The sequence below is a fragment of the Mesorhizobium sp. M7D.F.Ca.US.004.01.2.1 genome (assembly GCF_003997785.1).
GTDB lineage: Bacteria > Pseudomonadota > Alphaproteobacteria > Rhizobiales > Rhizobiaceae > Mesorhizobium > Mesorhizobium loti.
Map to the genome: position 1 here is coordinate 1 of NZ_RZRQ01000010.1, position 13683 is coordinate 13683.

The 13683-nt window shown below is 63.1% G+C and carries 13 protein-coding genes, 1 pseudogene and 1 riboswitch; of the genes and pseudogenes, 4 read left to right on the forward strand and 10 right to left on the reverse strand.

The features are described 5' to 3' along the window. Both EN993_RS03670 and EN993_RS03675 read right to left on the reverse strand, forming a co-directional pair. On the reverse strand, positions 1-1213 hold a 1213-nt coding region (locus tag EN993_RS03670; RefSeq protein ID WP_164757527.1), incomplete at its 3' end, for a class I SAM-dependent RNA methyltransferase. Beyond that, entirely contained in the window at positions 1210-1974 is a 765-nt protein-coding gene (locus EN993_RS03675) for a TlyA family RNA methyltransferase (protein WP_127262395.1), read from the reverse strand. The genes EN993_RS03670 and EN993_RS03675, both read right to left, overlap by 4 nt. 334 nt (positions 1975-2308) lie before the next feature. Between EN993_RS03675 and EN993_RS03680 the strand changes: the two genes are divergently transcribed. Further along, positions 2309-3304, forward strand: a complete 996-nt coding sequence (locus tag EN993_RS03680; protein WP_164757529.1) for a sterol desaturase family protein — start codon at positions 2309-2311, stop codon at positions 3302-3304. 65 nt (positions 3305-3369) lie between these two features. Then, a complete protein-coding gene (locus EN993_RS03685; RefSeq protein WP_245468621.1) occupies positions 3370-4449 on the forward strand; it encodes a GNAT family N-acetyltransferase in 1080 nt (359 codons plus the stop codon). Positions 4450-4546: 97 nt separating this feature from the next. Here the strand turns inward: EN993_RS03685 and EN993_RS03690 are convergent, their stop codons facing one another. The 6 genes from EN993_RS03690 to EN993_RS03715 form a co-directional block, all read right to left on the reverse strand. After that, the gene (locus EN993_RS03690; RefSeq protein ID WP_127262398.1) at positions 4547-4840 is read right to left on the reverse strand and encodes a hypothetical protein; all 294 of its coding nucleotides are present in this window, start codon (positions 4838-4840) and stop codon (positions 4547-4549) included. 149 nt (positions 4841-4989) lie between these two features. Then, positions 4990-6903, reverse strand: coding sequence for a 1-deoxy-D-xylulose-5-phosphate synthase (dxs, locus tag EN993_RS03695; RefSeq protein ID WP_127262399.1), 1914 nt, complete (start codon positions 6901-6903; stop codon positions 4990-4992). Positions 6904-7067: 164 nt separating this feature from the next. Then, positions 7068-7988: a pirin family protein gene (locus EN993_RS03700; protein ID WP_109662229.1), complete on the reverse strand. Its 921-nt coding sequence runs from the start codon at positions 7986-7988 to the stop codon at positions 7068-7070. 42 nt (positions 7989-8030) lie between these two features. Then, positions 8031-8297 carry a DUF2277 domain-containing protein gene (locus EN993_RS03705; protein WP_027035955.1) on the reverse strand — a complete coding sequence of 89 codons (267 nt, stop codon included), beginning with the start codon at positions 8295-8297 and terminating at the stop codon, positions 8031-8033. A gap of 98 nt (positions 8298-8395) precedes the next feature. After that, on the reverse strand, positions 8396-8647 hold the full coding sequence (locus tag EN993_RS03710; protein ID WP_013532792.1) for an exodeoxyribonuclease VII small subunit: 252 nt from the start codon (positions 8645-8647) through the stop codon (positions 8396-8398). A 3-nt stretch (positions 8648-8650) separates the two neighbouring features. Next, positions 8651-9577, reverse strand: coding sequence for a histone deacetylase family protein (locus EN993_RS03715; RefSeq protein WP_127262400.1), 927 nt, complete (start codon positions 9575-9577; stop codon positions 8651-8653). 121 nt (positions 9578-9698) lie between these two features. Then, positions 9699-9879: riboswitch (cobalamin riboswitch) on the forward strand. Between the two features lie 59 nt (positions 9880-9938). On the opposite strand from EN993_RS03715, the pseudogene bluB reads away from it, so the two are divergent. After that, a pseudogene (gene bluB, locus EN993_RS37640) lies at positions 9939-10556 on the forward strand (5,6-dimethylbenzimidazole synthase); the annotation flags it as partial. Between the two features lie 104 nt (positions 10557-10660). On the opposite strand, the gene EN993_RS03725 reads toward bluB, so the two are convergent. Continuing rightward, positions 10661-11644, reverse strand: a complete 984-nt coding sequence (locus EN993_RS03725; RefSeq protein WP_245468622.1) for a hypothetical protein — start codon at positions 11642-11644, stop codon at positions 10661-10663. A gap of 89 nt (positions 11645-11733) precedes the next feature. Then, complete coding sequence (locus tag EN993_RS03730) at positions 11734-12342, reverse strand: TetR/AcrR family transcriptional regulator (RefSeq protein ID WP_109662224.1); 609 nt, start codon at positions 12340-12342, stop codon at positions 11734-11736. Between the two features lie 120 nt (positions 12343-12462). Here EN993_RS03730 and EN993_RS03735 point away from each other — a divergent pair, with 120 nt between their 5' ends. Next, the gene (locus EN993_RS03735; RefSeq protein ID WP_127262402.1) at positions 12463-13683 is read left to right on the forward strand and encodes an MFS transporter; all 1221 of its coding nucleotides are present in this window, start codon (positions 12463-12465) and stop codon (positions 13681-13683) included.

The following is a 13683-nucleotide window of genomic DNA, read 5'->3' on the forward strand; positions in this document are numbered from 1 at the left end:
GCGCCACCGCCTCGACATGCGGCGACCACAGGAACTGGTCGATCGGCGTCACGCTTTTCAAGGTGTAACCGCCGTCGATGAGGATGCGCAGGTCGCGAGCCAGCGTCACCGGATTGCAGGACACCGCGGCAACATACGGCACATCCGAGCGGGCGATCTGCTTCGACTGGTCTTCGGCGCCCGCGCGCGGCGGATCGAACACCACGCCATCGAAGGCATTCAATTCCTTGAACGTCAGCGGCCGGCGGAACAGGTCGCGGCGTTCGCCCGTCACCCGCTTCAGGCCGGTGGCGAAGCGCGATCCCCGGTCGAGCGCCGAAAGGGCTGCCGCATCACCCTCCACCGCATGGACCTCCGATTTCATTGCCAGCCGCAACGCAAAGCTGCCGCAACCGGCGAAAAGATCCGCCACCTTCTTGGCACGCTTCAGATGTCCGCCGACAATATCGGCCATCGCCTGTTCTGCAGCCTCGGTTGCCTGCAAGAAGGCGCCCGGCGGAATGGCAACGGCCACGCCGCCGAACGTGACCACCGGCTTTTTGGGTTCGATGACGATCTCGTCGTCGATCGAAAGCCGGGCAAATCCCTGGGCCATGACGAAGTTGGAGGTGACCCGACGCTGGTTCTCACCCAACTTGCCTGACTCATAGACCGCGACATCGAGCCCCGAACCGGTCACAGTGACCGCCATGCGGAACGATTTGGTGGTGGCGCAGACCAATTCGGCGAGTGCCTTCAGGCGATCGAGCGCGGCGACGATCTCCGGCAGCGAGATCGGGCATTCCTCGATCGAGATGATCTCCGGCGACAAATGGCGATGGAAGCCGAGCAGCATGCCTGTATCGGTGCGCCGGGCGGCAAGCACGACACGTCGCCGCGTGTGCGGCGCGCAGGCGACCAGTTCGCCGATCGCGCAATCGATGCCTTTGCCCTTCAGGGTGTGCGCCACCTTTTCGCGTTTCCACTGGCGATAGGCTTCGGCTTCGAAATGCTGGAGCGCGCAACCGCCGCATTCGGTGAAATGGCGGCAGGCGGGATCGATGCGCAGCTGCGAGGCTTCCAGCACCGCCATCAGCATGGCGCGATCCCTTTCGCGCGCGGCGGTGACCGTTTCGCCGGGCAATGTAAAGGGAATGAACAGATCGCCTGTCTCGGTCTCGGCGATGCCGTCGCCCTGGGCGCCGAGTTTCCTGATGCTGAAGCGCGCGCTCATCGGTCCTTGATCCCACCGAGCAGGAATTCGCGATTGCCGTCGCCGCCCTCGATCGGCGACAAATGCAGCCCGAGCGAGCGCCAGCCGGGAACGGCGTCCAGCCAATCCTGCAGCAGGCCGGCGACACGGGAGGCGTCGTAGGGATCTTTCAACAGACCACCCTTGCCGATCGCTTCGCGACCAGCCTCGAATTGCGGCTTGACCAGAAACATGGCCTTGGCGCCAGCCTTCGCAAGGCCAAGCGCCGGTGGCATCGCCAGTTTCAGCGAAATGAAGCTGACATCGGATACGATGAAATCCGGAATACGACCGCCAAGATCGGCGGCTGTGAGATCGCGGGCGTTCAGACCCTCGATCACCGTCACACGCGGATCTCCTCCGACATCAGGGTGCAGCTGACCATGCCCCACATCGATCGCGGTAACATGAGCAGCGCCACGCTCCAGCAGAACCTGGGTAAAGCCGCCGGTCGAGGCGCCGACGTCGAGCGCCTCGCAGCCGGCAGGATCGAGGCCGAAATGGTCGAGCCCACCGATCAGCTTGAGTGCCGCGCGCGACACATAGCCTTGCGCCGGATCATCGACGGCAATCAGGCATTGCGGCAAAACACTCTGGCCGGGCTTGCGGGCAAGGACACCGTCGACCGTCACCGTGCCGCGTTCGACCGCGTCGCGGGCACGCGAGCGGCTGACAAACAGCCCGCGCTGGACGAGCAGGTCGTCGAGCCGCTGGCGGGTGCTGGCTGGCAGAGGCGAATTCATCGGCCTTCATGGCGAAAGCCGACGACGATGGCAAGGGCGCCAACCGGGCATTGAGGGAGGCATTCGTTTCCCACTCCAACCATCATCCTAGCAATATTGGGCTTTGAGACGATGGCGGTTAGTTCTGTCACGCTTCCATCCTTTGAAAATCCGTGCGCTACACTCGTTGAAACGGGTGGTTGCCGAAGCACGAGGCGTCGCCGTTTGCAGACCACTGTCCCGAATTCCAGAAATCTCATGGATCGTTAACCTATTTTCGTCGCATTTGCTTGAGGACTAAATGTTATGACTGCGACAGCCCGCAAAACAGGGTGAAGAGGCGTCAACCTTGGAAATGGCCAACGATATCGTCTACAAGGTGCTTGATCGGATTTCCGGCGCCGGCCTGCTGGCGACCGGACTTCTGTTGCTGACCGCTTTGGTCAGCGCCCTCGTCGCCTATTGGCGCACGGTCGAGAAAAAGAGCTGGAAGGAATTCTTCGAGTTCGCGATCCCGCACGAGGTGATCACTCATCCCTCGGCAAGGGCCGATCTTTTGTTCTGGGTGACGAGGAAGGCCCTCATGCCATTCCTCATGCTGCCTGCCGGCATCGTCTTCGTCAGCGCCGTCGGCTATGCGACGAACTGGCTGCTCTCGACGCTCCTGGCGATCCAGCCGCCCCTGATCGAGGGCCCGGCAGGCCCGGTGACGGTGACGATCTTCACCATCACCATGCTGCTCGCCTACGACATTTCGTACTATCTCTATCACGTCGCCCAGCACCGCTATCCGGTGCTCTGGGAACTGCACAAGGTGCACCATTCGGCTGAGGTGATGGTCGGCATCACCAAGGATCGCGTCCACCCGCTCGACGAATTGATGAACCGCGCTTGGGACGGTGTCATTCCCGGCATCTGCTTTGGCATCTGGTCGCTGGTGTCGCTGAACCTCGTTGAACTGACGGTCTTCGGCGTCAACGTTTACATCATACGTAACATCCTGATGATGGATTTCGTCAGGCACACGCATTTCAAGATCTCGTTCGGGCCGCTGAACAACCTGATCCTGTGCCCGCACTGGCATCAGTTGCACCACAGCACGGACCCGCGCCACTACGACAAGAACTTCGGGCTGCTCTTCTCGTTCTGGGATCGGCTCTTCGGAACTCTATGCGTTCCCAGACCCGACGAGGACTTCAAATTCGGGTTGATCGAACGCAACGTGCGCGACTATCAGTCGCTCGCAGGGCTCTATATCATGCCGCTGAAGCGGATGTGGTGGCAGATCGCCAGACACTTCCGAACCGGCAAGCCCGAGCCACAGCAATCGTCGCAAAGGGCCAAGCCTTGAACGGGCCTGTCGTGTGCCGGCTGCCGCGAACGCACCGGATCGAAGTCGCAACTTCGGATGCACGCGTGGCAGAAATCGCGCCCGCCTGGGCGGCGCTCTGGCAACGCGCCGGCGGCCTCGTTTTCCAGCATCCGGACTGGATCTCGGCGTGGTGGCGCACGACGCCGCATCAGGATCGGCGTGGCCTCAGGATCGGGTTGGTCTGGAGCGACGAGCGGCTCGTGGCCGTCATTGCGCTCGCGACCTTCAGACGCTCGGGTATCCGCGTCCTGGAATGGGCGGCGAAGGACCACTGCGATTATGGCGATGTCCTGCTTGCCCCGGATTGCGACCCGCAGATCCTGCGGCAGCTCTGGCAACGCATCCTCGACGACGGCGGCTTCGACCTTGTCTATCTGAATCGTCTTTTGCCCGATGCCCGATTGCCGGCCCTGCTCGGTCCCGCCGCCCCAGGCCGCGGTACGATCTTGCAGCCAAATCACCGCAGCGAGGTCAGCTATCGTGTCGCTGGCGCCTGGCCAGGCGGCGCGCAATGGTTCGAAAGCCAATCGAAAAAAGCCCGGCAAAACTATCGCCGTGGCCGCAAATTCATGGAGGAAGGCGGCGCGCTGCGCTTCCGCCTGATGGAAGCGCACGAAGCCCGCGAGCCGGTGCTTGAGCGCGTCGCGGCGCTGAAGCGGCTATGGTTGGCAAAGCACGGCCGCGTTTCGGACCTCTTCGACGAAGGCTCCACCGCTCTGGCAGCACTGGTGTCCGTGCTGGCCGGGCTCGGATTGCTGCGCATCTTCGTGCTCGAACGCGAAAACGAGATCATCGCCATCTCGATCAATTTCGAGCAGCATGGAACGATGATGGCTTTCGTCACAACCTATGACCCGGCCTTCGAGCGTGCCTCGCCGGGCATGGTCCTGATGATGGATTACATCCAGTGGTCGCTTGACCGGGGCTTGACCACGGTCGACTTTCTCTGCGGTGGCGAAGATTTCAAGCGCCGCTTTGCGACGCATTCGGTGACCTTATCGTCGGTGATGGGTGGGCGAAGCCTGCCCGGACGCCTCGCCGCCTTGGCCGACCGCGCCCGCCATGCCACGAAATCCTGGCGCTCCGAGAAACCATCGAAACAAGCGGAGCTGGCGGAGGAGTAAGATTGCCATCGCCTGCATGACGGCGAGCACAATGAAAAGGTCGGGCACAAACCGATCCGATCATACCCTCTTAAGCTTAGGCCTACTGGCCTCTAATCTAGAAAATGGTTCGCGAAACCTGGCGCTCGACGGCTGGGGACAACCCGTCGTCACGATCCCCAGAAGCTTGCTCACGTGAAGGCTCGGTCGCAACCGCAGGCGCGGAGACAGGGTCCGGCAGGACCACCAATTGCGGCACCTGCTTGTAGGAAAAACCGCCGCGGATGTCGCCCATCTTGCCGGCGACGATGCCCACCGCCGCCTTTTCGAGGCTGCGATCATAGCGCGTTTCGGCGACGGCCGGCGCGACGAGGACGGCGCAAAGCGCTACGCCGCACAGAAGCGTTTTCATTGTTGTTGTCTCCCTGCCTGGCCAATGATCTAGCAGGGCGCCGTTGAAAAACGGCCAAGAGACACGGTAAGCGAAAAGCCAAACGTCAGCGTAAACAATGCCTTAAGATCGTTGGCCGGCAAACTGATTCAAGTCTTTGAGACTTTGATTCAGGCGCGCTGGGCGCGGGTGCTGTGCCCGAGCGCGACGAAGACCGTGCGCACGATGCCGGCTGCGTCGAGCCCGGCATCGGCATACATCTTCTCGGGCTTGGCGTGGTCGGTGAACGCGTCGGGCAACACCAGCGGGCGCACCTTCAGGCCGCTTTCCAGCAGGCCTTCGTGGGCGAGGAACTGCAGCACATGGCTGGCAAAGCCGCCGACGGCGCCCTCTTCCACTGTTACCAGAACCTCATGCGAGCGGGCCAGCCGCCGGATCAGATCTTCGTCGAGCGGCTTGGCGAAACGGGCATCGGCGACCGTGGTGGAGAGCCCCGCAGCGCCAAGCTCCTCAGCGGCGATCAGACAATCCTGCAGCCGCGTGCCGAAGGACAGCAATGCGACCTTGGTGCCCTCCTTGACGATGCGGCCCTTGCCGATTTCGAGAACCGAGCCACGTTCCGGCATGTCGACGCCGACGCCATTGCCGCGCGGATAGCGGAAGGCAATCGGGCCTTCATCATAGCTCGCCGCGGTGCGCACCATGTGGCGCAGCTCCGCCTCGTCGGCCGCCGCCATGACGACGAAACCCGGCAAGGTCGCCAGGAAGGTGGTGTCGAAGGCGCCGCAATGGGTCGCGCCATCGGCACCGACGAAGCCGGCCCGGTCGATGGGAAAGCGCACCGGCAATTTCTGGATGGCGACGTCGTGGACGACCTGGTCGTAGGCGCGCTGCAGGAAGGTCGAATAGATCGCGGCGAACGGCTTGTAGCCTTCGGTGGCAAGGCCGGCGGCGAAGGTCACAGCGTGCTGTTCGGCGATGCCGACATCGAATATCCGCGACGGAAACGCTTCGCCGAACAGGTCGAGGCCGGTGCCGCTCGGCATGGCGGCGGTGACGGCGACGATACGGTCGTCCTCACGGCCTTCCTGAACCAGGCTTTCGGCGAATACCTTGGTGTAGGCCGGTGCGTTGGCCGGCGCCTTGGCCTGCGCGCCGGTGATGACGTCGAACTTGTTGACGCCGTGATACTTGTCGGCGGCGGCCTCCGCCGGCGCGTAGCCCTTGCCCTTCTGGGTCACGACATGGATCAGCACCGGGCCTTCGCCATTGTCGCGGACATTTTTCAGGACCGGGATCAGATGCTCGAGATTGTGACCGTCGATCGGGCCGATGTGGTAGAAACCGAGCTCCTCGAACAGCGTGCCGCCGGTGACGTAGCCGCGAGCATGCTCGACCGCCCTTGTAATCGCACGATCCGCCCGCTTGCCGAGATAGGATGTCAGTTTCTTGCCGAAATCGCGCAGGCCGATATAGGCCTTGCCCGAGGCCAGACGCGCCAGATAGGCGCTCATCGCGCCGGTCGGCGGCGCGATCGACATGTCGTTGTCATTGAGGATGACGATCAGCCGTGCATCGAGCGCGCCGGCATTGTTCATCGCCTCATAGGCCATGCCGGCAGACATGGCGCCGTCGCCGATGACGGCGATGACATTGTTGCGGCCGCCGGAGAGGTCACGAGCAGCGGCCATGCCGAGGCCGGCCGAGATCGATGTCGAGGAGTGGGCGGCGCCGAAGGGATCGTACTCGCTCTCGGCGCGGCGGGTGAAGCCGGACAGGCCGCCTTCCTGGCGCAGTGTGCGGATGCGGTCGCGGCGGCCGGTCAGGATCTTGTGCGGATAGGCCTGGTGGCCGACATCCCAGATCAGCCGGTCATCGGGGGTGTTGAAGACATAGTGCAGTGCCACCGTCAGCTCGACCACGCCGAGGCCGGCGCCAAGGTGGCCGCCGGTGCGGGAAACAGCATCGATCAGCTCTGTGCGAAGCTCGGATACGAGTTGCGGCAGCTCGCTTTCGGCAAGCGTGCGCAGGTCGGCCGGGATGCGGACCTTGTCGAGAAGCGGCGTATGCGGCGTTGCGTTCACGGTGCTCAGGCTTTCGGTTGATGGGCGAAATAGGCCGCCGGCCGGCGAAAGTAAATGCGTGTCAGTGACGCGGTCGTGAGCCTGTCTGTTTGTTGGGCATGATCTCTGGATAAACGGAAACCGTTTGTCCGGGAAAACCGGTTCCCACTTTTCGGGATCATGCCCTAGCTCTCAGGCAGCGGGATAAACTCTTCCTCATCGCCGGGAACGATATCGAAGCGGCCCGTCTTCCATTCCTGCTTGGCCTGTTCGATGCGTTCCTTGGACGACGAGACGAAATTCCACCAGATGTAACGCTGCGAGCCGAGCGAGGCGCCGCCAAACAGCATGAAATGCGCGCCGGTGTCCGACGACACGACGATCTCGTCGCCTGGCCGAAACACCAGCAGCCGTTCCGCCGGAAAGACGTCACCTGATATCGAGACCTCGCCTTCCAGCGTGTAGATGGCTCGTTCTTCCGCATCGGCCGGGATTTTCACACTGGCGCCGGGCACCAGGCGCAGGTCGGCATAGAGCGTCTCGGAGTCGGCCCGCACCGGGGACCGCAATCCCTGGAAATCACCAATGACGATGCGCCCGCTGACGCCCTCGGCGTCGATCTCGGGAAGCCTGAGCGCTGCGGTGTTCTCGAAAACCGGGGCCACTTCTTCCTTGCCGTCCGGCAGCGCCAGCCATGTCTGCAGGCCGGAGATCGACATCGGCGCGCCGCGCAATTCTTCGGGGGTGCGCTCCGAATGAACGATGCCGCGGCCGGCGGTCATCAAATTCACGTCGCCGGGCTGGATGACCATTTCGGTGCCGAGTGAATCGCGATGCCTGATCTTGCCGTCGAACAAATAGGTGACCGTCGACAGGCCTATATGCGGATGCGGACGGACATCGAGCGCCTGGCCGGCGCGCAGGATCGCCGGGCCCATGCGATCGAAGAAGATGAAAGGCCCGACCAGCCGCCTCTTGGCGGTCGGCAGAGCGCGGCGCACCTGGAAACCACCAATATCCTTGGCGTTGGGAATGACCATCAATTCGATCTGGTCGCTGGCGAAGGCATCGCCGGCCTGTGGGTCGTTTCCGGGGAAGAAGCTCACGAGATGATCTCCTTGTCAGCGGACAATGCCCGCTTGGCCGCGTCAGGCAAAGCGGATCGCCGCCTTTGCCCGCAGTTTGGCCGCCACCTCTTCGCGATTGCGAGGATGCTGATGGGTTTCCAAGGAATCGAGCAGTTCGCGCGCCGAGGCGGCAATGGCCTCGACCGCGTGGTCGAAGGCATGCTGGTTCTGCTTCGAGGGCCGCGTCGTTCCGCTCAATTTGCGGACAAATTGAAGTGCGGCGTCGCGGACTTCGTCGTTGGTTGCGGGCGGGTCAAAATTGAACAGGGTCTTGATGTTTCTGCACATCGCTTCCGTATCTCCTCTTGTCCTGGAGCGCTTTCAATCGGGACGAACCCTATCCTCAGTCATGATCGTGTCCAAAAGTCGGTGAGACGGCTGCGGCCTCAGTCCGCGTCAAGCGGCTCCGTTCCAACCGGCTTGCCGTCGCGCGACAGCCTGATCTTCTCGACCTTGTCTTCAGCTGCCTTCAGCAGCCGGTCGCAATGCGCCTTCAGCGCCTCGCCGCGCTCATAGATCCTGATCGACTGGTCGAGCGGCACGTCGCCACGCTCCAGATCATCGACGATCTTCTCCAGCGCGTCGAGTGCCTGTTCGAAGCTCATCGCCTTGACGTCTTCGTTGGTCTCACCAGCCATCATTCATCCTTTCATCAGTCGCCCGACATGGGCGGCGACCGAAAATGCCAATCCTTGCAGATCGTAGCCACCCTCGAGCAGGCTGACGAGCCGGTTGCCGCTGTGGCGCGCCGCACGCTGCATCAGCTGGCCGGTCGCCCAGTCGAAATCGTCCTCGGTCAGGTTGATCTCGGCCAGCGGATCGCGATGGTGTGCGTCGAACCCGGCCGAGATGATGATCAGGTCGGGCGCGAAATTATCGAGCGCCGGCAGCACGCGCGAAAGGAAGGCATCGCGAAAGACCTCGCTGCCAGTCTGCGGCGCCAGCGGCGCATTGACGATGTTGCCGGTGCCGGTTTCGCTTTTTGCTCCGGTGCCGGGATAAAGCGGCATCTGATGCGTCGAGCAATAGAGCACCGTTGGATCTTCCCAGAAAATATCCTGCGTGCCGTTGCCGTGATGCACGTCCCAGTCGACGACGGCAACGCGCTCTACACCGTGTTTCTTCTGCGCGTAACGTGCCGCGATCGCTGCGGTGTTGAACAGGCAGAAGCCCATCGCCGTGCTCTTTTCGGCATGGTGGCCGGGCGGCCGGGCGGCGACGAAGACATTGTCGGCGCGACCTGTGAAGACATCGTCGACGGCAGCGTTGGCGGCACCGATCGCGGTGATCGCCGCCTGCCAGCTCTTCGGGCTGGCAGTGGTGTCGGCGTCGATGCGCGCGATCCCTTCGTCGGGAATGGCGGCGCGGACGCGGGCGATAAAATCGGCGGGATGCGCATAGAGGATGGTGGCCTCGTCGCCTTCCGGCGCCTGGACGCGATCGAGCCCGACAAACGCCTCGTCATCGAGCACGCGCTCGATGGCGCGCAAGCGGTCCGGCCGCTCGGGATGGCCGGGCGGCGTGAGGTGCTCAAGGAAGATCGGATGGGTGTAGAGACGAGTGGTCATCGTCCTAATCTAGTGACCCGGATCGACAAAGGCCATGCGCGGGCGGCCGATGGCTGGGGAAAATCACGCCTGCGTCCATTCGTGTCGTTGCGAGCATTGGCGTCCTCAGCGCTTCGGCGTAAGGTCACCGCCACTGCCTGGTGCCCGCCGCAAGCGGGAGAATCGGGAACACGGTTGAACTCCGTGGCGTGCCCAACGCTGTAAGGGGGACCGCGCCGGTAAATGCCACTGTCGATGACGGGAAGGCACCGAACGCGGGTTGATCCCGAGCCAGAAGACCGGCCTGGCAGGCATCGCCATCCGCATGGTCAGGCGGACGACATTGATTGCAATCGCAAGGGGACAAGCGATGCCGGAACACATGACTGCTCCTGTCGGCGACGGATTTGACCAGAACGCGCGCGATGCGGTCTATCGCGCCATGTTCACACGGCGTGACGTGCGCAGCCATTTCCTGCCCACCGCGCTCGACGATGAGGTGCTGGCGCGGCTGCTGCTTGCGGCTCATCACGCGCCGTCGGTCGGCTTCATGCAGCCTTGGAACTTCATCGTCATTCGCGACGCCGGGCGGCGGGAAAAGGTGCGCGACCTGTTCCTGGCAGCACGCGAACAGGAACTGCCGGCGATCGACGAAGAGCGGCAGGCGCTCTACCGCAAGCTCAAGCTGGAAGGCATCTGCGAAAGCGCGCTCAACATCTGTATCACCTGCGACCGGCAGCGTTCGAAGGGTTCGCCGCTGGGACGCTGGCACAATCCGGAGATGGACCTCTACAGCACCGTCTGCGCGGTGCAGAATTTCTGGCTGGCGGCGCGTGCCGAAGGCGTCGGTGTCGGCTGGGTCAGCATCATCGAGGCGCAGGCGCTGAAAGGCCTGCTGTCGATTCCCGAGCATGTGACGCCGGTCGCCTATCTCTGCGTCGGCCGTGTTTCCGAGTTCGCGCCTAAACCAGACCTCGAAACGCATGGCTGGGGACGGCGGCTGCCGCTGCCCGAGCTGATCATGAGCGAGATTTTTTGCGGCCAGGGTGAGGTGCCGCTGAAGTCAACCGTGGCGCGTCTCAACGCCGTCGATGCCGCTCCGGATCAGCGTGTCGCGCCGGCTGTACCCCAGCGCGAGCCGCCGAAGGAGGCCAGCGCCTTGTCCTTGAGCTCCCTGAACTTCGACGACGCCTCGGCCAGCCGGGCGTCCCAAGCCGGATCAGGCACCTGGCCCTCTATGGTCTTGAAATAGACCTGCATCAGGCAAGCGATGGCGAAAGGCTCGATGAACGCCGCCTTGAAGGCCCAAGCGAAGACGATGGCGAGCACGAAGGCCCAGCCTGCGAGTTGCCCAGGCATCAGGAAAAGAATGGCGCCGGCGGGCGCCAGCATCAGCAGGAAGATAACGAAGGACACGCCCCACATGATGACCGCCAGCCAGACGGCGTTCTTGACCATGACCTTGCCGTTCTGGGCATAGAGCACCACGCCTTGGCGCGCCGTCTCGAACGGCGAGGCTGAATTGATGCGGATGTTGTAGCCGAGGATGATCTCGTCGACATAGGTCAGCGACAGGCGGATCACCGTGTTGATGAAGGAGACCAGGCCGCTCAGGCCCGGAATCGGCAAGAAGGCGGCGATGCCGCCGAGCAGGCCGATGATGGCGCGGATGGCGCCCTTGACCAGCTGGTCGACGACGAAAAGGATATTGGCCTCGGCAAAGCGCTGGGTCACGATGTCCTTGGCGTAGGCGATCTGGTCCTGGCCGCCGGGAATGTCACGGCCGTCGATCAGATGGACCATGACGGCGATGTGGCCGGCCTTGACGACATAGAGGATATATTCGCGGATCCAGTAGACGGCGATCGAGACGATGCCGAAACCGACCACCCCGCCCCACAAGGCAAAGGACAGCGGCCCGTCGGGATCGGTGGAGATATGGCCGACGCCATAGCCGACGGAGGCGCCGGTGCCGGTCGCCATGATGTAGGCCAGCGTGATGCCGAAATAGACGATCATGCGAAAGACAATGAACGGCCAGGTCCGCATCATGATGGACACCGACCTGCCGATATCGAAATCCCACATGCGCCCCGAATCTCCGCTCAGAGATGGTGGCAAAGGATGAACTCAACCCGGCGATTGTCAATTGCCGGCCGTGGGTCACCGCTGGGACATCAGTTCGGTTGCGGACCCGGCCTCTTGAGCAGGCCTTCGAGCAGTTGCTTGAACGCCGTAACCACCTTCTTCGACGTCGCTTCGGGGTCGTTCGAATTGGCGATCCGTTGCGCCGCCTGACTGCTCGCACCGTTGATCAGCCGCGAGGCAGTCTCGGGATCGAGGCCGGAGACGACAACCCCCTCCTCCTGCAGCGTCGTCAGATGGCCGGCCATTGACGCGATGCACGCATTGGCATTCGGCCATTGTGCGGGATCCCCCAGCACGGCCGGACCATCCCGGAACATGATGCGCTGGATTTCCGGCTCCAGCGCCATCTCGATATAGGTTGTGCATTCGTCGACGAAATGCTGCCAGCGGGTCGGGGCCCTCGCCGCCACTTCGTTCACGCGCGCCGCCATCTCGCCGTCGATTTCTGCGATGACTGCCTGCAGCAATCCCTTCTTGTCGCCAAAATGATGATAGAGCGCGCCGCGCGTCAGCCCGGCCGATGCGGTGAAATCATCCATCGAGGCTTCGGCATAGCCGATCGTACCGAAAGCATGGCGGGCGGCCGCGATCAGCTTGGCGCGCGTCTCGGCAATCATCTCCTTGCGGGGTTTGTGCATGGCTTCTGGACCCATTCACATACGTTACGTATGCCAATTGACATACGCGGCGTATGCTCTATTTAACAATCATACGCTCCGTATGTAATTGTCGAATCGTCCTTTGTCGAGGAACCACCCATGCAAAATCCCTATTCGGAAATCTTTCGCGCCCCCGGAGCCAAGGGCTTTGCAGCCGCCGGCTTCATGGCGCGCCTGCCGATCGCCATGGCGCCGATCGGCATCGTGGCGATGCTGTCGCAGACGCGCGGCGAATACTGGCTGGCGGGTGCCGTCTCCGCGACATACGCGCTGGCCAACGCCTTCGTTGCGCCGCAGATATCGAGGCTGGTGGATCGCCTGGGCCAGACACGGATCGTGGTGCCCACCACCATCATCTCCGTACTGGCTTTCGCAGTCCTGATTGCGGCGGCCAATCAGGACTGGCCGGTATGGACGTTGTTCGTGTCGGCGTTGCTGGCCGCCGCCATGCCCAGCATGCCGGCAATGGTGCGCGCGCGCTGGACCGAGATTTTCCGCGGGCGGCCGCAGATGAACACCGCTTTCGCCTTCGAATCGGCTGCGGACGAGCTGGTCTATATTGCCGGTGCGTCGCTTTCGGTGGGTTTGAGTGCGGCGCTGTTCCCGGAAGCCGGTGTTCTGGTGAGCACGCTGTTCCTTGCCATTGGTTCGATAGCTTTCATCCTGCAGCGCTCGACCGAGCCGCAAGTGCGGCCGGTGGACCATGGCTCAAGCGGCTCGGCAATCCGCCTGCGGCCGGTACAGATCATCACCTTCGCCCTAATTTTCATCGGCGCGACCTTCGCGACCACGGAAGTGAGCACGGTGGCGATCACCAAGGAGCTTGGCCAGCCGGGCGCCGCCAGCCTTGTCATCGGCGTTTATGCGCTGGGATCGTTCGTGCTGGGCCTCGTCGTCGGCGCGCTTGGCCTGAAGGCGCCACTGCAACGCCAGTTGGCCATCGCAGTCGCCCTCGTCGCGCTCGGCACGCTGCTGCCGCTCACCGCCGACACCGTGCCACTGCTGGCGCTGACCGTGTTCATCAGCGGCGTGGCGATCTCGCCGACCTTCATCACCGCCTTCGGCCTGATCGAGCGGCACGTGCCGGAGGCGATGCTGACCGAAGGCATCACCTGGGTCATGACCGGCATCGGCATCGGCATGGCGCTCGGCTCGTTTGCCGCCGGTGCGGTGGTGGATGCGTTCGGCGCCCAGAGCGGGTTCTGGGTCTCGGTGGCTTCAGGCACCATCGCCCTGGCCACAGTGTTGCTTGGCCAGCGCAGCCTTGCCACGCACGAATGCGAACTGGATGGATGCGAAGCAGCAATCCCGGCCGAGTGA